Origin of the sequence: Clostridium peptidivorans, assembly GCF_900205925.1 — a bacterium.
GTDB classification, from domain to species: domain Bacteria; phylum Bacillota; class Clostridia; order Clostridiales; family Clostridiaceae; genus Clostridium_AK; species Clostridium_AK peptidivorans.
Map to the genome: position 1 here is coordinate 49,562 of NZ_OAOD01000013.1, position 19,133 is coordinate 68,694.

The 19,133-nt window shown below is 30.7% G+C and carries 17 protein-coding genes and 1 other annotated feature; of the genes, 13 read left to right on the forward strand and 4 right to left on the reverse strand.

Annotation, left to right across the window (positions count from 1 at the left end; genetic code table 11):
* The first annotated feature begins 190 nt into the window (after positions 1-190).
* From gltS to CRN98_RS11520, 7 genes are all read left to right on the forward strand, one after another.
* Entirely contained in the window at positions 191-1,420 is a 1,230-nt protein-coding gene (gene gltS, locus CRN98_RS11490) for a sodium/glutamate symporter (RefSeq protein WP_097027573.1), read from the forward strand.
* Positions 1,421-2,227: 807 nt separating this feature from the next.
* Complete coding sequence (ftcD, locus tag CRN98_RS11495; RefSeq protein WP_097027574.1) at positions 2,228-3,121, forward strand: glutamate formimidoyltransferase; 894 nt, start codon at positions 2,228-2,230, stop codon at positions 3,119-3,121.
* 163 nt (positions 3,122-3,284) lie between these two features.
* The gene (locus CRN98_RS11500; RefSeq protein ID WP_242960922.1) at positions 3,285-3,800 is read left to right on the forward strand and encodes a folate family ECF transporter S component; all 516 of its coding nucleotides are present in this window, start codon (positions 3,285-3,287) and stop codon (positions 3,798-3,800) included.
* 55 nt (positions 3,801-3,855) lie between these two features.
* Positions 3,856-5,538: a formate--tetrahydrofolate ligase gene (locus CRN98_RS11505; protein WP_097027575.1), complete on the forward strand. Its 1,683-nt coding sequence runs from the start codon at positions 3,856-3,858 to the stop codon at positions 5,536-5,538.
* 17 nt (positions 5,539-5,555) lie between these two features.
* A complete protein-coding gene (locus CRN98_RS11510; protein ID WP_097027576.1) occupies positions 5,556-6,173 on the forward strand; it encodes a cyclodeaminase/cyclohydrolase family protein in 618 nt (205 codons plus the stop codon).
* A gap of 170 nt (positions 6,174-6,343) precedes the next feature.
* Positions 6,344-6,559 (forward strand) — a binding site (T-box leader).
* Positions 6,560-6,939: 380 nt separating this feature from the next.
* Positions 6,940-9,588, forward strand: coding sequence for a valine--tRNA ligase (locus tag CRN98_RS11515; protein WP_097027577.1), 2,649 nt, complete (start codon positions 6,940-6,942; stop codon positions 9,586-9,588).
* 102 nt (positions 9,589-9,690) lie between these two features.
* Positions 9,691-10,989 (forward strand): bifunctional folylpolyglutamate synthase/dihydrofolate synthase, encoded by a 1,299-nt coding sequence (locus CRN98_RS11520; protein WP_097027578.1) that lies wholly within the window; start codon positions 9,691-9,693, stop codon positions 10,987-10,989.
* A 103-nt stretch (positions 10,990-11,092) separates the two neighbouring features.
* Here CRN98_RS11520 and CRN98_RS11525 read toward each other — a convergent pair whose 3' ends face one another.
* Positions 11,093-11,347: a TIGR03905 family TSCPD domain-containing protein gene (locus CRN98_RS11525; RefSeq protein WP_097027579.1), complete on the reverse strand. Its 255-nt coding sequence runs from the start codon at positions 11,345-11,347 to the stop codon at positions 11,093-11,095.
* 163 nt (positions 11,348-11,510) lie between these two features.
* On the opposite strand from CRN98_RS11525, the gene CRN98_RS11530 reads away from it, so the two are divergent.
* Entirely contained in the window at positions 11,511-12,392 is an 882-nt protein-coding gene (locus CRN98_RS11530; protein ID WP_097027580.1) for a YncE family protein, read from the forward strand.
* On the opposite strand, the gene CRN98_RS11535 is transcribed toward CRN98_RS11530, so the two are convergent.
* Positions 12,389-12,916 carry a DUF4364 family protein gene (locus CRN98_RS11535; protein WP_097027581.1) on the reverse strand — a complete coding sequence of 176 codons (528 nt, stop codon included), beginning with the start codon at positions 12,914-12,916 and terminating at the stop codon, positions 12,389-12,391. The two genes, CRN98_RS11530 and CRN98_RS11535, sit on opposite strands and share 4 nt — an antisense overlap.
* Before the next feature lie 131 nt (positions 12,917-13,047).
* Positions 13,048-13,278: an alpha/beta-type small acid-soluble spore protein gene (locus CRN98_RS11540; protein WP_097027582.1), complete on the reverse strand. Its 231-nt coding sequence runs from the start codon at positions 13,276-13,278 to the stop codon at positions 13,048-13,050.
* A gap of 192 nt (positions 13,279-13,470) precedes the next feature.
* Between CRN98_RS11540 and pdaB the strand changes: the two genes are divergently transcribed.
* From pdaB to CRN98_RS11555, 3 genes are all read left to right on the forward strand, one after another.
* Positions 13,471-14,217, forward strand: coding sequence for a polysaccharide deacetylase family sporulation protein PdaB (gene pdaB / locus CRN98_RS11545; RefSeq protein ID WP_097027583.1), 747 nt, complete (start codon positions 13,471-13,473; stop codon positions 14,215-14,217).
* A 101-nt stretch (positions 14,218-14,318) separates the two neighbouring features.
* A complete protein-coding gene (locus CRN98_RS11550; protein ID WP_097027584.1) occupies positions 14,319-14,819 on the forward strand; it encodes a hypothetical protein in 501 nt (166 codons plus the stop codon).
* A gap of 80 nt (positions 14,820-14,899) precedes the next feature.
* Positions 14,900-15,595 carry a single-stranded DNA-binding protein gene (locus CRN98_RS11555; RefSeq protein WP_097027617.1) on the forward strand — a complete coding sequence of 232 codons (696 nt, stop codon included), beginning with the start codon at positions 14,900-14,902 and terminating at the stop codon, positions 15,593-15,595.
* 334 nt (positions 15,596-15,929) lie between these two features.
* Here the strand turns inward: CRN98_RS11555 and dapD are convergent, their stop codons facing one another.
* Positions 15,930-16,637 carry a 2,3,4,5-tetrahydropyridine-2,6-dicarboxylate N-acetyltransferase gene (dapD, locus tag CRN98_RS11560; protein ID WP_097027585.1) on the reverse strand — a complete coding sequence of 236 codons (708 nt, stop codon included), beginning with the start codon at positions 16,635-16,637 and terminating at the stop codon, positions 15,930-15,932.
* A gap of 193 nt (positions 16,638-16,830) precedes the next feature.
* Between dapD and CRN98_RS11565 the strand changes: the two genes are divergently transcribed.
* Both CRN98_RS11565 and CRN98_RS11570 read left to right on the forward strand, forming a co-directional pair.
* Positions 16,831-17,919, forward strand: coding sequence for an amidase domain-containing protein (locus CRN98_RS11565; RefSeq protein ID WP_097027586.1), 1,089 nt, complete (start codon positions 16,831-16,833; stop codon positions 17,917-17,919).
* Positions 17,920-17,936: 17 nt separating this feature from the next.
* Entirely contained in the window at positions 17,937-19,106 is a 1,170-nt protein-coding gene (locus tag CRN98_RS11570; protein WP_097027587.1) for a pyridoxal phosphate-dependent aminotransferase, read from the forward strand.
* The last annotated feature ends 27 nt before the right edge of the window (positions 19,107-19,133 follow it).

Here is a 19,133-nt window from a genome sequence, read left to right on the forward strand (position 1 = left end):
GGTTAATTCTTAGTCCATATATTTAGCAAATATATAGTAGAAATTAGGCAAAATTTGCAGGGTGGCAAAATTTGCAGTGCAGAGCAAGTGGAAATATTAAGAAAAGATAGAAAATTCGATCATAAATATTTGGCATAGATTTTGCTTTAATAAATTAGTGAAATAATAAAATGTGGTGGGAGGTATTTTTATGAAAATTGAAACTGTAAAAGGTATCTTAACATTTAAGATGGACATGATTGCTACATTAACTGTTGCATTACTGCTATTATTTTTAGGGTATTATTTAAGAAAGAAAGTTAAATTCTTTGAAAGGTTTTGTATTCCAGCACCAGTTATTGGAGGACTTTTATTTTCAGTATTAGCTTTAATATTGAAACAAAGCAATATAATCACCATTAGCATGGATACAACTTTTCAGTCCCCATTTATGATTGCATTTTTTACAACAGTAGGAATAGGTGGAAGTTTTTCTTTAGTTAAAAAGGGTGGAAAACCTTTAATAATTTACTGGATACTTTGTAGCATACTTGCAATTTCTCAAAATATTATAGGTGTTGCTACAGCTAAAATGATTGGAATTCATCCTGTGCTTGGAGTAATGATGGGTGCTGTATCAATGGAAGGTGGACACGGCGCAGCAGCAGCCTTTGGACCAACAGCAGAAGCTTTAGGTGTTGCAAGTGCAACTACTGTAGCAGTGGCAGCAGCAACATTTGGACTTATATCTGGAGGCCTTATAGGAGGACCTATAGCAAAATATTTAATAGATAAAAATAATTTAAAACCTACTGAAGTGGAAGATTTTGAAGGAGAATCCTATAGAGAAGCAGCAGGTATAGCCTCAAATTCAAATGTTACATCTCATGGGTTTTTAGTTCAATTAGCTATAATAACAATTTGTATGACTATAGGTTCAGTAGTATGTGCTTGGATTGCTAAAACTGGAACAGTAATTCCAGGATATGTAGGAGCAATGTTTACAGCGGTTGCATTTAGAAATCTCAATGACAAGTTTAAATTTATAAAAATTGACTTCTATATTGTAGACTTAATAGGAGATGTTTGCTTAGGAATATTCTTGTCTATGGCCCTTATGTCATTAAAGTTATGGGAACTTGCAACTCTTGCAGGACCAATGGTAATAGTGTTATTTGCACAAGTAGCATTTATGATTTTCTATACTATATTTGTAGTATTTAAATCCTTAGGAAAAGACTTTGATGCAGCGGTTATGGCATCTGGAATGGCAGGTCATGGACTTGGTGCAACTCCAAATGCTATAGCAAATATGGGAGCTGTAACAGAAAAATATGGACCATCCACTAAGGCATTTTTAATAGTACCTTTAGTTGGAGCATTTTTAATAGATTTAATAGGAATACCAAACATCGTATGGTTTATTAACTTCTTTAAATAAGTAAAGACATTTTTAATGTTAAACTGGTCGTATAAAATTTTCATCTAGGAAGGCGTTCATTTCGCTAAAAATGGCTAATATTTATAAATTTAAAATCCCTAAGCCTCCTAAACTCACTATGGCTCAGACAGTAGGATGCTCTTAACGGTATTTTAAATTTATAAATAAAGCCGTTTTAAAGCTCATTCAATGCCTTCTACGATGAAAATTCTATACTCCATAACATTAAAAATTTATTCATGAAAACTGTTGAAGGAAGGAATTTCGCTTTGGCGAAACCTCCTATAAATTAATATAGTTCTAGTAATTCAGGTGATTCAATCTCTTCATTTGGTAGGCATAGGAGATATTTTCAATGTTGAACATATAGTATGGGATTTGCATTGTAGAAAGCATTGAACAAGCACTAGAATCTCTTTATTTCTGAATTTAAATCACCTAAACTTTTTACTGTCTGAACGAAGTGAGTTTAAAAAGTTTAGGTGATTTAAAGGCAGAAATATTAGAGATTCTCTGCACAGCGAACGCTTTCTTAAATGCAAATCCCATACGTGAGGTTCAACATAAAAAAATGATTCGTATTTTTTATCGTCTACAAAATAATAGGAAGATTTTAAATTGTTTGAATATATTATAAAAATTAGACGTTTTATTGATGAAATGATGATATAATTTAAGTGTAAAGTAAATGATTTCATAAAAGTACAGCTTCTAAATACATATTATAAAAAATACGTAATAAAGATGCTGGACAAAGGATGAAAATAAATAAAATAACATTTTTAATATATTAAGGGGGATCTTATTATGGCAAAATTAGTTGAATGCGTACCAAATTTTAGTGAAGGAAGAAATAAAGAAGTTGTAGAAAGGATAGTAGATGAAGTAAGAAAGGTAAAAGAAGTTAAGCTTTTAGACTATTCATCAGATGAAGATCATAACAGAACAGTTGTAACTTTCATTGGATCACCTGAAAAGGTAAAAGAAGCTGTTGTAAATATGGCTAAAGTAGCAACTGAATTAATAGATATGACAACTCACCATGGTGCACATCCTAGAATGGGAGCAGTAGATGTTGTACCATTTACTCCAGTAGCAGATATAACTATGGAAGAGTGTATAGAAATAGCAAAAGAAGTAGGAAAAGAAATCGGAAGTTTAGGAATTCCAGTATACTTATATGAGGATGCAGCAACAAAACCAGAAAGAAAAAATCTTGCAGATGTAAGAAAAGGACAATATGAAGGATTCTTTGAAAAGATTGTAAAGCCAGAATGGAAACCAGATTTTGGTCCACAAGAAATGAATGCAAAGAGTGGATGTACAGCAGTAGGCGCTAGAGTAGCATTAGTAGCATTTAATGTAAACTTAGGAACTGATAGACTTGAAGTTGCAGATGCTATAGCTAAAAAGGTTAGATTCATAGGTGGCGGTCTTAGATTTGTAAAAGCTATAGGATTAAAATTAGAAGAAAGAAACCAAGTTCAAGTGTCTATGAACTTAGTTAACTATGAAAAAACAGCAGTATATAGAGCATTTGAAATGATAAAGATAGAAGCTAAAAGATATGGAGTTCCAGTTGTAGGCAGCGAAGTTATAGGAACAGTTCCTATGAAGGCATTACTTGATGCTGCAGAATACTACTTACAAATTGAAAACTTTGATATTAACCAAATTCTTGAAAAGAGATTGTTAGAATAATTTCCTAATCCACCTTGCATGATTTACAGAAATATATGATTTCGTTGTAAATCAGCACATCTCATTTATTTGAGATGTTTCTTTTAAAATTACAGACGTCTGCAAATACCATAAGGGTTTGTAGACGTTTGAAAAATACATAGGGCATTAAGGGGGGGAAGAAGTGAATACTAAAAAGATAGTATATACAGCATTATTTATATCTATGGGAATTATAGTAAGTAGGTTTTTTTCAATAACTACTCCAATAGTTAGAATAGGATTTGGATTTATCCCAACTATGCTTTCAGGAGTGTTATTTAGCCCACTGTTTGCAGGAATTGTAGATGCAGCAATTGATTTGATAGGGGCTACAGTTTTTCCTACAGGAGCTGTATTTTTAGGATTTACACTAAGTGCCTTTGTATCAGGTGTAATATATGGACTTTTCTTCTATAAGAAAAATATAGGCTATAAAAACATTATTTTAGCTACAGTTTTAAAAACTATCATAGTAAATTTAGGTTTGAATACTATATGGTTAAGTATGCTTACCGGAAAAGCATTTATGGTAATTATAGCACCACGACTTGTAAAGGATTTAATAATGCTTCCAGTTGAGATAATAGTATTTACAAGCATACTATACTACTTGAGAAATAGTTCCATGGTTAGTAAAATTAATAATGTAGTTCAATAAATAATTAATATATATTTTTATGTTATAAATTTAAAGAAGATGGGGTGTAAATATTATGACAAATAAAGTACCAAGTGATATTGAAATAGCACAAAGCGCAAAAATGAAGAAAATTGCTGAGGTAGCAGAAGAGTACGGCATATTAGATGATGAATTAGAGCTTTATGGAAAATACAAAGCAAAAATTTCACTAGATATTTTTAATAGATTAAAAGATAAGAAAGACGGGAAATTAATTCTTGTTACAGCTATAACTCCAACTCCAGCAGGAGAAGGAAAGTCAACTACAACTATAGGACTTGGACAAGCTCTTAATAAAATAGGTAAAAAAGCAATTATTGCTTTAAGAGAACCATCCTTAGGGCCTGTATTTGGAGTAAAAGGGGGAGCAGCTGGTGGTGGATATGCTCAGGTTGTTCCTATGGAAGATATAAATCTTCACTTTACAGGAGATATGCACGCAATAACTGCAGCAAACAACTTACTTGCAGCTGCAATAGATAATCATATAAATCATGGAAATACTCTTAACATAGATATAAGACAGATAGTTTGGAAAAGAGTTTTAGACATGAATGATAGAGCCTTAAGAAGCGTAGTTGTAGCATTAGGTGGAAAAGCAAATGGTTATCCAAGAGAAGATTCATTTATGATAACTGTTGCTTCAGAAGTTATGGCAGTGCTTTGCTTAGCAGCAGATCTTATGGATTTAAAAGAAAGACTTGGAAAAATGATCGTAGCTTATAATGGAGAAGGGCAGCCAGTAACAGCTAAGGACTTAAATGTTCATGGAGCTATGGCATTGGTATTAAAAGATGCTATAAAACCAAACATTGTTCAAACACTTGAAAATACTCCAGCACTTGTTCATGGAGGACCATTTGCAAATATAGCTCATGGATGTAACAGTTTAATTGCTACAAAGCTTGGATTAAAGATTTCAGATTATCTTGTTACAGAAGCAGGCTTTGGTGCAGATCTTGGTGGAGAAAAATTCTTAGACATTAAGTGTAGATATGGAAACTTAAAGCCAGCTGCAGTAGTATTAGTTGCAACTATAAGAGCACTAAAAATGCATGGTGGAGTTAAGAAAACAGAACTTGGAACTGAAAACGTAGAAGCATTAACTAATGGATTTGCAAACCTTCAAAAACAAGTAGAAAACATTAGAAAGTTTGGATTACCAGTACTTGTTGCTGTGAATAAATTTTCAAATGATACTGAAGCTGAAATACAAGCATTAACAAATCAATGTAAGGAACATGGAATAGAAGTTTCACTTAATGAAGTATGGGAAAAAGGCGGTCAAGGTGGAGTTGAGATGGCTGAAAAGCTAGTAAAAATAATTGAAACTGAAGAAAGTAACTATACACCACTTTATGAAGTTGAAGCATCAATTCCAGAAAAATTAAACACTATAGTAAAAGAAATTTATGGTGGAGATGGAGTAGAAATAGATCCAGCTGCTATGAAAAAGATTAAGCAGCTTGAAGAATTAGGCTTAGACAAACTTCCAATATGTATGGCTAAAACTCAATACTCTTTCTCAGATGACCCAAGTTTAGTAGGTGCTCCAAAAGGATTTAAAATAAATGTTAAAGATGTAAGAGTATCAGCAGGAGCAGGATTTATAGTTTGTCAGACAAGTAATATAATGATTATGCCAGGACTTCCAAAAGTACCTGCTGCAAATAGAATGGACATTGATGAAAACGGAGTTATATCAGGATTATTTTAAAATTGGAGGAAAGTAACATGCTAAGAGATTTAACAGTTAAAGATTTTATAGATGAAACAGCTTCAGAATCACCAGCACCAGGTGGCGGAAGTATAGCTGCATTAAGTGCAGCTTCCGCTGCAGCTTTGATTACTATGGTAGCTAATCTTACTTTAGGTAAGAAAGGCTATGAAGCAGTACAAGGTGAGATGGAAGAAATAAAGAAAATAGCAGGAGAATACAAAGATAAGTTTGTAAATTATATTGATGAGGATTCAGATTCCTTTAACAAAATAATGGTAGCTTTTAAAATGCCAAAGGAAACTGATGAAGAAAAGAAAGTAAGAACAGCAGCAGTTCAAAGTGCATTTAAGGGAGCAGCTACAGTACCTTTAAATGTTGCAAAGGATGCATTTAAATTACTAGATTTAGCTAAAGTTGTAATAGAAAAAGGAAATCAAAATGCAGTAACAGATGGAGCAGTAGCTGCAATGTCTTCAAGAACAGCAGTACTTTCAGCATTATATAATGTAAAGATAAACTTAGGATCTATAAAAGACGAAGAGTTTGTAAATGAAGCTAAAAAGGAAATAGAAGAATTAGAATCAAATGTAAATGAAATAGAGCAAGGCCTTCTTTCTAAAGTAGTACTTTAGTTAAATTAATAAAAAAGAATTAATACTTAATAGCTGTGAAAGGGAAATTTAGGTAAAACTTAAATTTCCCCTCTTCAATTATTATTTATTAATTATTACATGAAATAATTGTTGACAGTTTTAGGATTTAAGCTATAATAAAAATTATAAATTAAACAACAATTTTATATCAAAATGCTTTGAAAAAGAGGAGTAAAGGTTAATAGTTCTAAGAGAGGAAAGTTCATGGGCTGAAAGACTTTCTGTGCAAATGACCTTGAAGGTAGCTTTGGAGCTTCTTTGCTGAAATTTTAGTAAGCAAAGACGGGTTTAATCATCCGTTAATAATATGAGAGCTTGAGTTTTACTCAAGAAAAAAGGTGGTAACGCGCGCTGTCGTCCTTTTAAGGATGTCAGGGCGCTTTTTTATGTTGAGCCTCTCGTATGAGATTTGCATTTAGGAAGGCGGTTCGCTGCGCAAAGAAGCTCTAATATTTATGAATTTAAATCACCTAAACTTTTTAAACTCGCTGTCGCTCAGACAGTAAAAAGTTCTTAACGGTGATTTAAATTCATAAATAAAGAGCTTCTACGGCTTGCTCAATGCCTTCTACAATGCAAATCTCATACTATGGTTCAACATTAAAAAAGGTAAATTAATATGTACTAACTAAAGGAAGAAATTCAGCTTGCTGAATTTCAACAATATTTGTCTACTAAAAACCTGGTTGCTAATACGGAGATTAGCGACTAGAGATTTTAAATTAATAAAACAGGAGGTATACATATGAACGAAAATATAAACATAGCTACAACCTATAACCCTAAAGAGTTTGAAGACAGAATTTATAAAAATTGGGAGGAAAATAAGTATTTTACTCCAGAGGTAGATAAGAATAAAAAACCTTATACAATAATGATGCCGCCCCCAAATATTACAGGAAAACTTCATTTAGGGCATGCATTAGATAATAGTATTCAAGATTTTTTAATTAGAGCTAAGAGAATGCAGGGATATAGTACATTATGGCTTCCAGGAGAGGACCATGCAAGTATTGCTACAGAAGTTAAGGTTGAAAATGAACTTCTTAAGCAGGGACTTAAGAAAAAGGAAATGGGAAGAGAAGCTTTCTTAGAAAAGGTATGGGAATGGAGCCATGAGTATAGAGATAGAATAAAAGGACAGCTTAAAAAACTAGGGGTATCTGCTGACTTTACAAGAGAAGCATTTACTATGGATGAAAATTTAAATAAAGCTGTTAGAACAGTATTTGTTAAACTTTATGAAGAGGGACTAATTTACAGAGGAAATAGAATAGTTAACTGGTGTCCTAAATGTATGACAGCTATTTCAGATGCAGAAATAGAATACAGTGAGCATGAAGGTCATTTTTGGCATATAAAATATCCTGTAAAGGGAGAGGACAAATTTATAGAAATAGCAACTACAAGACCAGAAACTATGCTTGGAGATACTGCTGTAGCTGTCAATCCAAAGGATGAAAGATATGCTGATTTAGTAGGGAAAACTCTTATACTTCCACTTGTTAATAGAGAAATTCCTATTGTTGCTGATGATTATGTAGATATGGAATTTGGAACAGGTGCAGTTAAAATAACACCAGCTCATGACCCAAATGATTATCATGTTGGAAAGAGACATAGCCTTCCAGAAATAATTGTTATGAATGAAAATGGAACAATAAATGGACTTGGCGGAAAATATGCTGGTATGGATAGATATGAAGCAAGAAAAGCTATAGTAGCAGATTTGGAAAAAGAAGGTTTCTTAGTAAATATAAAAGATCATGCTCATAATGTAGGATGTCATGATAGATGTAACACTGTAATAGAACCTATGATTTCAAAACAGTGGTATGTAAAAATGGAATCACTTGCAAAGCCAGCCATTGATGCAGTGAGAGAGAAAAGAGTAAATTTTGTACCTGAAAGATTTGACAAAACATATTTCAACTGGATGGAAAACATTCAGGATTGGTGTATATCAAGACAGCTTTGGTGGGGACACAGAATTCCAGTATGGTACTGTGAAGACTGTGGCGAAATGATAGTATCTACAGAAGAACCAACTGCTTGCCATAAATGTAATAGCTCTAAGTTAAAACAGGATAATGACGTATTAGATACTTGGTTTAGTTCTGCTCTTTGGCCTTTCTCAACCCTTGGATGGCCAGATAAAACAGAAGACTTAGAATACTTCTATCCAACAAGTGTACTTGTTACAGGATATGATATCATATTCTTCTGGGTAGCAAGAATGATTTTCTCTGGACTTCATAGTATGAATGATATTCCATTTGAAACTGTACTTATTCATGGTATAGTAAGAGATTCAAATGGTAAAAAGATGTCAAAGTCTCTTGGCAATGGAGTTGATCCACTAGATGTAATTGATAAATATGGTGCAGATGCCTTAAGATTTATGCTTGTAACAGGTAACGCTCCAGGAAATGATATAAGATTTTATGAAGAAAAAGTTGAAGCGGCAAGAAACTTTGCAAATAAGATATGGAATGCTTCAAGATTTGTTATGATGAACTTAGATAAAGATCTTATGGATAAATATAAAGACGTTAAGGATTACACTATAGCAGACAAGTGGATATTATCAAGAGTAAATACTTTAGTAAAAGAAGTTACTGAAAACATAGATAAATATGAACTAGGGATAGCATCACAGAAGGTTTATGACTTTATGTGGAATGAGTTTTGTGACTGGTATATAGAACTGGTTAAGCCTGTATTATATGGAGAAGATGAAAAGGCTAAAGGTATAACTTATAATGTATTATTTGATGTATTAACTACAGGACTTAAGCTTTTACATCCAATTATGCCATTTATAACAGAAGAAATTTATACTCATGTTCAAAGCACAGAAAATACTATAACTACTTCTAAGTGGCCTGAATATAGAGAAGAGTTAAATGATAAAAAATCAGAAGAAAATATGAATTATATAATTGAAGCTATTAAGGCTTTAAGAAATGTAAGATTAGAAATGAATGTACCACCTTCAAGAAAGGCTAAAGTTACTATATTTGCAGTAGAAGGAAAAGAAGCATTTAAGGAAGGAACAGTATACTTTGAAAAGCTTGCTTCAGCAAGTGAAGTTAGTTTCTTAAATTCTAAAGAAGAAGCACCAGAAAATGCTGTTTCAGCAGTAACTAAAGGTGCTGAAATGTATATGCCATTACTTGACTTAGTAGACCTTGAAAAGGAACTTGAAAGATTAAATAAAGAAAAAGAAAAACTTCAAAACGAAATAGAACGTGTAGAAAAGAAACTTTCAAATGAAAGCTTTGTAAAGAAGGCTCCAGAAGCAGTAGTAGCCGAAGAAAAAGCTAAAGGTGATAAATACAAAGAAATGCTTACATCAGTACTTGAAAGAATAGAAAGTTTAAATAACAATTAAAAATTAATAAATAATAATTTAGGTTGAAATTCAGCATTTGCTGAATTTCTTCCATAATTATTAACTATTAGTTACTAATTGTAGAAAAGGGGAAGGGTTTATATGAATTACAAACAAGCCATGGGTTATATAGAAAATACAGCTAAGTTTGGTAGAAATAAGGGGCTTGAGAGAACCAACAAAATATTGGAGCTTTTAGGAAATCCTCATAAAGATTTAAAATGTATTCATATAGCAGGAACTAATGGCAAAGGTTCTACTACAGCAATGCTTACTCAAATACTTATGGAATCTGGACATAAGGTTGGAATGTATACTTCACCATTTATAGAGGAATTTGAAGAAAGAATACAAATAAACAATAATAACATTCCTAGAGAAAAATTATGTGAAGTAGTAGAAAAGGTAAAAATAGCAGTAGATAAAGCCTGTGAGCTAGGATATGATGAGCCTACAGAATTTGAAATAATAACAGCAGTAATGTTTGTATATTTTCATGAGGAAAAGGTAGATTATGCAGTAGTTGAAGTAGGGCTTGGAGGAAGAATAGATGCTACAAATGTAATAAATCCTTTGATAAGTATAATAACTTCAATAAGTTATGATCATATAAAAATTCTTGGAAATACATTAGAAGAAATTGCATATGAAAAGGCAGGAATAATAAAAGAAAAAACTCCCGTGGTACTATATCCTGTGGAAGAAGAGGCTAAACTTTCCATTGAAAAGGTAGCTAATGAAAAACAAAGTCCTATAATATATGTAAAAAGAGAAAATTCAATACTAAAAGAAAAGCTTTACAATGTACCTTGTCAAGAAATTGTTATTAATACTAATAAGGATACCTATGAAGTACAGTTATCACTTTTAGGAACTCATCAGTTATTAAATTGTTCTGTAGCGATAAACGCAGCGGAAGAATTACAAAATATTGGGGTTGATATTAAAAAAGAACATATTATAGAAGGACTTAAAAAGGTAAAGTGGCCTGGAAGGCTTGAAATGTTAAAGTCAAAGCCTATGGTTGTAATAGATGGAGCTCATAACATTGATGGTATTACAAGTCTTAAAAATAGCATAAATACTTATTTTAAATATAATAAGCTTATATTAATTGTGGGCATACTTTCAGACAAGCAAGTAGAAGATATGGTAAAAGTAATCACGCCAGAAGCTTCAAATATAATAACTGTAACTCCGCCAAGTTACAGAGCAGAAAATTCCTCTGAACTAGTGGAAATAATAAAAAAATACAATACTAACTGTGAAGCTATGGAAAACTATAAAGAAGCCTACGAAAAAGCTTTATCTTATGCCAATGAAAACGACTTAGTACTTATATGTGGATCACTTTACATGATAGGAGAAATGAGAAAAACCATAAGGGCAGTTAATAGTTAATAGTGAATAGTTATGGTAGAAATTCATCTGATGAATTTCTAAGTTTAAAAAACCTTCCGCATAAAGTGGAAGGTTTTTAACTTTAAATATTAAGTATTAACCATTAACTATTAACTGAATTTAAAGCTTCTTCCAATGCTTTTGAAAGCTGATCTGGGCAGGATGTAGGTTTTTCTTTACAATGAATTCCTTTTAATCTTTTAATAGCTTCATTAACATCCATTCCTTCAATTAAGCTTGCAAGTCCTTGCAAGTTCCCGTTGCATCCTCCAAGGAAGCGAACATTTGTTACTTTATTATCAACTATATCAAAATCAATTTTTCTAGCACAAACACCTTTTGTAGTATATGAATACATCAAAATTTCCCCCTTTAAAAGTATATAAGAAATTATAACTTATTAAAATTTAATACACAAGTACTAATCTTTTAGAGCATATATCAATTTATTTGAGATGTTTAATTTTGCTATGCCCAATTCTTATGTACTTACATATTATATCTGTGAGGAGGGGAAAACAATGAGTCATTTATTCATATGCAACACATCTTCTGACTGTATATCGAGAATAAATTTGTCTACATTCAAAGAAGAAAACAAGATAACATTAAATAATGGATATCATAAAATTGGGCCCCATGGAATATGTCGCTATAAAGATAACCTAATAACTGCAAACAGTTATTCAAATAGTATTTCAATAATAGATACTACTAAGAATATTGAAATACAAAATTGTTTTATAGGGATGCACTGTAATGACGTAGTTACCGTAGAGGATTATGCATATATAGTATGTGGAGAATTGAATAATATAGTGGTGTTTGATATTGTACAAAATAAGGTCGTGGAGGAAATACCCTGTGGGAATTTACCTCATAATATTCAGTTCAATGAAAAAAATAACTTATTTGTAGTGTCAAATATGGGAAATGATACTTTAACCTTAATTAGTGCGGGAAAAAAAGGATATATAAAAAATATAAAGGTAGGACCTTATCCAATAAAGGCTTTATTTACCAGAGATGGGGAGTATATTGTAGTGTGTGAAAGTAATTTAGGCTCAGATCAAAAGGGAAGTATAAGCATTTTATCCACTAAAAATCTTAAAGTGTTATATAGAATATCTGTAGGAAATTCACCAGTAGATATGGTTATAGACGATAATGTTTGCTATGTTTCAAACTTTGGAGATGGCACTTTGAGTTTCGTAGATATAAATTACTATGAAGAAACAAATAGGATAAGGATAGGGGGAATGCCTAGAGGAATAGTAAAAGAAGAAAATGAACTTTATGTAGGAGATAATTATAATAATATTCTTATAAAAATTGACTTAGAAAGTGGGAATAAAAAAAATATACCAATAGGGGGAGAGCCTACTGGTATGCTTTTAATTTAATCTTCTAAAAGTATTTGTAATATCCTTTCATATTTTTTAGAAGAATCATTTTTCCATTTAGTGCATAATTCACGAGCTAAATTATTGCTGTCTACAGTTATCTTTAAATCGATTAAATTTATATTACCCTCAATAGCTTTTAAACTAACAACAAATTTATTTTTATTTTCAATTGTATAGTCAGAAGATGTAGAAACCTCTCTTTTTATATTTTCATGTTGATTTTCTAAATATATGTCTATTGTTTCAAGTTTAACTTTAGAAATCCTGTTTATAAAAAGAGATAGTACTTTTTCACCCTGTTCCGTAATTAAAAGCCTATGTTTATTTTCATCTTCAAGTATTTGTAAAAAGTTATTTTGAACAAGTTCTGAAATATATTGCTGAAGAGTAAAATAATTCATGAAATTATTTTCGAGTATCATCTGGGTAATCTGATTATTGGAAATAGGGGCATTTATTTTATGAAATATATATAGCAGCAGGAGTTTGTTTTCTGCGAGTTCTAAAGTATCTTCAAACATTCATAATCCTCCTAGTAACCTTATATTGATTGTTAAACTTATCAATTATTATATCACAACTTATTAACTATTAACAATTGAGTATTAACTAAAAAAAGTCGGCTGTTACAGCCGACTTTTATATAAAGTTATTATTTGCTACCATTTGCAAGTTGTTCTTCAGCCATGGAAATAAGTCTTTTAACCATTTCTCCACCGACTCTTCCACAATTTTTTGAAGTTACTTCTCCCCAATAATCCTCTGAGCCTTGATGAACTCCAAGTTCCATTGATTCTGCTATTTCATATTTCATATTATCTAAAGCTTTATGAGCGTTTGGTACAAGCTGAGTTCTTCCACTTCCTGATTGTCCTAATGCCATAATAAATTACCTCCTTTTTATAAATGATTATGTATTAGTCACTTATAGTATTTGTTCATATCAAATATAAATACTGTAGTGTTTTAGGAAAGAAAGGGTTAATAAGGTAAGCTAATTAAATTTCACTAGAATATTTAACTTAAATTTTACATATAAAAAATAAGAAGGAATTTATATGGAGGGTAATGTAAATTGAAGAGCAGGGTTTACAAAAAGGTTTTATTTGCAGTGTTATTACTCGCAATAAGTACTGTTTCAAGTATATTTTTAAATGTCAGCAAAGGAGTATTTATTCAGGATAAAAATATTCCTATATATTCAGTAGATACACAGGAAAAGAAGGTAAGTATAACCTTTGATGTAAATTGGGGAAATGATAATACAATTGAAATATTGGATATCTTAGATAAATATAAGATAAAAGCCACTTTTTTTATAATAGGGAATTGGGCAGATGATTTTCCAGAGCTTACTAAGGAAATATACAAAAGAGGACATGAAATTGGAAATCATTCAGACACACATGCGGATTTTGCTAAAGTCTCTAAAGAAAGAATAATAAGAGAAATAAGTGCAGCGGATGCGAAAATAATGAAGATTACAGGACAAGGAACTAAATTATTTAGATGTCCATCAGGTTCTTATAATGATAATGCAGTAAATGCAGTAAAGTCTGCAGGATATTATTGTATACAATGGGATGTAGATAGTATAGATTGGAAAGCAGAAGGAGCAGATAAGGAATATGAAAGGGTTATGAAAAAAGTTAAACCTGGCTCTATAATGCTATTTCATAGTGATGCAAAATTTACTCCATATAATTTACCAAGAATAATAGAAGCTTTAAAGGACAAAGGATACAGTTTCGTTAAGGTTGGAGACTTAATATATAAGGAAAATTATAAAATAAATTTGGAAGGTAAGCAGATAAGTAATTGATGGTAAATAATAACTGTATTATAATGGAAATATATAATGCATAAAATATCAACCTTTGCTAAAAATACATATAGAAGAAAATTGAAGCAGGGGTTGATAATATGAGAAGAATAGCAGTAATGGGAGAAAATACAAACTTAATTTATATTATAAAAAAGGAGTTATTGCAGTTAAATATTAAATATGAATTAGTTGATTTAAAAGACACTGAAATTGTAGCAGATTATGTAATTATAAATGAAGAGACTAATTATAATTTGAAGAATATTAAGGGCTTGTATTATCTTGTAAACATGGACTCGAAATTTAAAAATAATTTAAATATTAGTGGAAATGTAATTACTTATGGATTTGGAAGTAAAAATACAGTTACACTTTCAAGTGCAGAAAGAGATGAGAGATATTTAGTATACTGCCTTCAAAGATATATGAAGAATATGTGCGAAAATACAGTAGAGCCTTGTGAGCTTCCTATAAAAAGAAGTTTTAACAACAACAATGAACTCTATGGATATATGATAGTAGTAACTATAGCACTTTTAGAAAATGTAGATATAAGATCATTAAATTTTATATTTAATAATGAAGAAATATTTAAATGAATAGTAATATTATTGACATTTTAAGAATATTTATAAATAAGAAAATATTCTTATATACTAAGGGAGAGAGAGGGGTTATCATGGACAATTTATTACAAAACAACAAAATATATTTGGAAGGAAAGGTATGCTCAGAGTTGGAATTTAGCCATGAAATGTATGGAGAAGGATTTTATACATTTAACGTTGAAGTTCCAAGACTTAGCGATGCTAAGGATGTTTTATTTATAACTTTATCGGAAAGACTTATGGTAGGCATGGAAATAAAAGTTGGAGCGGAGTTAATAATAGAAGGCCAGCTGAGATCATATAATAAATTTATAGATGGAAGCAATAGACTCGTATTAACTGTTTTCGCAAGAAATATAAGTCCTTGTATAGAAAAAAGTAAAAATCCTAATTTAATAGTTTTAAATGGATTTATATGTAAACAACCTGTTTATAGGACAACTCCTTTTGGAAGAGAAATAGCGGATCTTTTATTAGCTGTAAATAGAGCTTACAATAAGTCTGATTATATTCCAACTATAGCATGGGGAAGGAATTCTAGATACTGTAATGATTTGGAAGTTGGGGATAATATAAGAGTTTGGGGAAGACTTCAAAGCAGAGAATATCAAAAGAAAGTATCAGAAGATGAATCAATAAAAAAGGTAGCTTATGAAGTTTCTATATCTAAAATGGAAAGAGTAAATAAAGATGGCGAAACTGAAGAAATTGAACAAGATACTGAAGAAACTGAAGAAACTGAAGAAATTTTTGAAATAGAAGAATAGAAGTGTAGAATTTTAAGATAATGTTGAAACTCCAGTATAGGATTTGCATTTAAGAAAGCGTTCACTACGCAAAAAAGCTCTAATATTTCTGAATTTAAATCACCTAAACTTTCTAAACTCGTTATTACTCAAACAGTAGAAAGTTCTTAACGGTGCTTTAAATTCAGAAATAAAGAGCTTTTAATGCTTGTTCAATGCTTTCTACAATGTGAATCCTATACTATAGGTTCAACATTAAAAATATCACTAAAACTGCTGATGGAAGGAATTTCGTTTTGACGAAATTCCTTTAAAATTATAAGCGACTAGCAACTAAAATCTTGATTTGCAAAACTTATCTTAGGTCATCTAAAATTTCAGTTTTATTTTTAGTTTTTTCGTCTATGTTTTTAATTATTCTTGCAGGGGTTCCAGCTACAACTACTCCTTCAGGAACATCTTCTACAACTACTGAACCTGCTGCGACTACTGAATCTTTACCAATATGTACTCCTTCAAGTATTACGGCATTAGCTCCAATAAGTACGTTATCTTCTATTATACAAGGGTCTTTGCTAGGTGGCTCAAGTACTCCGGCTACAACTGCACCAGCACCTAAATGGACTCTTTTTCCAAGTTTTCCACGAGCACCTACCACGGCATTCATATCTACCATAGTTTCTTCGCCTATTTCAGCCCCTATGTTTATTACAGCGCCCATCATTACAACTGCATTTTTCCCTATGCTTACTCTATCTCTTATAATAGCGCCTGGCTCAATTCTAGCTTCTATATTGGATATATCAAGCATTGGAATAGCAGAATTTCTTCTGTCATTTTCTAATCTGTATTTTGTTATTTTGTTTTTGTTGAAATTTAAAAATTCTAGAACTTCTTCTTTTTCTCCAAATAACATGTAGAAATTATTTGAACCATAAACCTCGATATTGCCGCTATTTACTTCAGATAAATCCCCATTCACATAAACTTTAAGAGGAGTAGATTTTTTTACTTCTTTTATATATTTAGCTATTTCATATGGATTAGTAAAATCATAATTCATAATAAAGCCTCCTTTGACTAAAATAATAATATTATTATTTTACTATTATACATAAATTTATTATATTATAGTATAATTTTAATAATTAATAAATAATCTACATTAATTTCAATAAACCTTAATAATATAAGTTTTCTATATTAACTATTATTTATAATAATGATTAAATAATACTTATATAAAGGGAGTTTTTATGGAAAAAGCTGATATATTCAATACAATTGAAAATTATTTTGATATTAAGTACAAAAGCATAGGGGAATTAAAAGTAAGAGAAGATATAAAAGAGTTCTTTTTACCAAATGACGACAGATCTAAAAAATACTATATATTTGAAATAGCAGCTTTAGAAATGCATGTAAATCAGAGAAAGTTACAAAAGCATGATTTAAAATTTTCTAAGTATAACTATTATCTTCATTATATAAGCTTAAGTATCAACGATAACAAAGCTATGGCAGTATTAGATGAAAATCATGATGTTTATTTTAAATTTTCATCTAATATAAAATCTCAAATGAGCAATTTAAGACATAAAATTTATTTAGAAAAATTTAAAGATAAATGGTATATAATACGAGATATTTATAATGATTACTACAAAAGCTTTGTAATGAATTATGATAAAAGTCAGAGTTATTTAGACGAAATAAAAGAGATTATATTAAGACAAAACTATAATAATTATCTAGAAGATCAAAAGGTAAGAAATATAAGTTTCAGAAATGATGTAGTGCAAAATATAGTCAGTAAGGAAAAATTGTACAATTACAATAGAATAGATGCGGTAAACTATGCAAGAATGTGGGCGCTTAAATTAAATCCAAAATGGGGAAACTATGAATCAGAAGAATATGGTGGAGATTGTACTAATTTTACTTCTCAATGCATATATGCAGGAGGAATACCATTTGATTTTTATGGAACATCTGATTATGTTAAGTGGTATTGGTACTCAAATGATAAAAGAGTGGCACCTTGGACTGGGGCAAAGGAGTTTAATTATTATGTGCAATATAATAAAGGTTATGGATTAAAGGCACATCTTGCTGACTTAGCAGATATGATGCCGGGAGATATAGTACAATTAGGAGGAAATTATCCGCAAACCTACCATAGCATGATTATTTCAGATTACGTATATAATTCTAATGGATATGTAGAAGATTATTTAATTTGTCAACATTCAACTTCTGTTGGTGGAAGATTAAAAGATTATCCATTATCATCAAAACCACATGTTCAAAAGGTTTATATTTCTATTGACGGGTATTATAAGTAAACAAAGGGGGCTTAACTATGGAAAAATTTAATTTAGAGGAACAATATGTGTCAAATTGTGTAAAAAACATTGAAATTTCAGGTATAAGAAAATTTTTTAATAAAGTAAGTAAATACCCTGATGTTATATCATTAACGTTAGGACAGCCAGATTTTCCAGTACCTGAAAAGGTAAAAGAAGCCATGATAAAGGCCATAGAAGATAATAAAACCACATATACTTCAAATATTGGAATATTAGAATTGCGTGAAGAAATATCAAATTATTTAGATAAGCTTAATATAAGCTACACTTCAGAAGAAATTTGCATAACAGCAGGAGGAAGTGAAGCTATATTTGATACTTTTACAGCGGTATTAAATCCTGGTGATAAGATATTGATTCCAACACCTGGATATCCTGCTTATGAAAGTTGTGCTAAGCTTTTGGGGGCTTCACCTATAACTTATAATTTAAATGAAGATTTCACATTGAATATAGATGAAATAAAAAAAGTTATAGAAAAGGAAAAGCCAAAGGTAATAATAATATCCTTCCCATCAAATCCAACAGGAGGAATTTTAACTAAGGAAGATGCAGAAAATTTATATTCTATAATTAAAAACAATGAAATTTTGGCAATAACAGATGAAATATATAGTTCTTTATGTTTTGATAAATATTATTCAGTAGCTCAATTTAAAGATATAAAGAATAAGGTAATACTTATAAGTGGTTTTTCTAAAATGTTTTCTATGACTGGGATTAGAATAGGATATGTATGTGCTGAAGAACAATATATGAAACATATATTAAAGGTACATCAATATAACATGAGTTGTGCACCATCTATATCTCAATGGGCAGCACTAGAGGGACTTAAAAACTGTCTTCAAGATGTGGAATACATGAAAAATGAATTTATAAAGAGAAGAGATTATGTATATAAAAGACTGAGAAATATGAATTTCGAGGTAAACTTACCTAAAGGTGCTTTTTATATATTTCCGTCTATTGAAAAGTTTAATATGAAAAGTGAGGAGTTTTGCGAAAAGCTTTTAATTGAAGCAAAGGTTGCAGCAGTACCAGGTTCTGCTTTTGGAACAGGGGGAGAAGGATATTTTAGGATATCCTATGCCTACAGCATGGAACAATTAGAAGAAGCACTAGATAGAATGGAAAATTGGCTTAAAGATGTGACATTTTAAGATAATGTTGAATAGGTAGCATGAGAT

Excerpts from the sequence above, each read along its gene's own strand:
- gltS (WP_097027573.1), top strand. The coding sequence starts at position 191 with ATGAAAATTGAAACTGTAAAAGGTATCTTAACATTTAAGATGGACATG.
- ftcD (WP_097027574.1), top strand. The coding sequence starts at position 2,228 with ATGGCAAAATTAGTTGAATGCGTACCAAATTTTAGTGAAGGAAGAAAT.
- CRN98_RS11505 (WP_097027575.1), top strand. The coding sequence starts at position 3,856 with ATGACAAATAAAGTACCAAGTGATATTGAAATAGCACAAAGCGCAAAA.
- CRN98_RS11510 (WP_097027576.1), top strand. The coding sequence starts at position 5,556 with ATGCTAAGAGATTTAACAGTTAAAGATTTTATAGATGAAACAGCTTCA.
- CRN98_RS11515 (WP_097027577.1), top strand. The coding sequence starts at position 6,940 with ATGAACGAAAATATAAACATAGCTACAACCTATAACCCTAAAGAGTTT.
- CRN98_RS11520 (WP_097027578.1), top strand. The coding sequence starts at position 9,691 with ATGAATTACAAACAAGCCATGGGTTATATAGAAAATACAGCTAAGTTT.
- CRN98_RS11525 (WP_097027579.1), bottom strand. The coding sequence starts at position 11,347 with ATGTATTCATATACTACAAAAGGTGTTTGTGCTAGAAAAATTGATTTT.
- CRN98_RS11530 (WP_097027580.1), top strand. The coding sequence starts at position 11,511 with ATGAGTCATTTATTCATATGCAACACATCTTCTGACTGTATATCGAGA.
- CRN98_RS11535 (WP_097027581.1), bottom strand. The coding sequence starts at position 12,916 with ATGTTTGAAGATACTTTAGAACTCGCAGAAAACAAACTCCTGCTGCTA.
- CRN98_RS11540 (WP_097027582.1), bottom strand. The coding sequence starts at position 13,278 with ATGGCATTAGGACAATCAGGAAGTGGAAGAACTCAGCTTGTACCAAAC.
- CRN98_RS11550 (WP_097027584.1), top strand. The coding sequence starts at position 14,319 with ATGAGAAGAATAGCAGTAATGGGAGAAAATACAAACTTAATTTATATT.
- CRN98_RS11555 (WP_097027617.1), top strand. The coding sequence starts at position 14,900 with ATGGACAATTTATTACAAAACAACAAAATATATTTGGAAGGAAAGGTA.
- dapD (WP_097027585.1), bottom strand. The coding sequence starts at position 16,637 with ATGAATTATGATTTTACTAATCCATATGAAATAGCTAAATATATAAAA.
- CRN98_RS11565 (WP_097027586.1), top strand. The coding sequence starts at position 16,831 with ATGGAAAAAGCTGATATATTCAATACAATTGAAAATTATTTTGATATT.
- CRN98_RS11570 (WP_097027587.1), top strand. The coding sequence starts at position 17,937 with ATGGAAAAATTTAATTTAGAGGAACAATATGTGTCAAATTGTGTAAAA.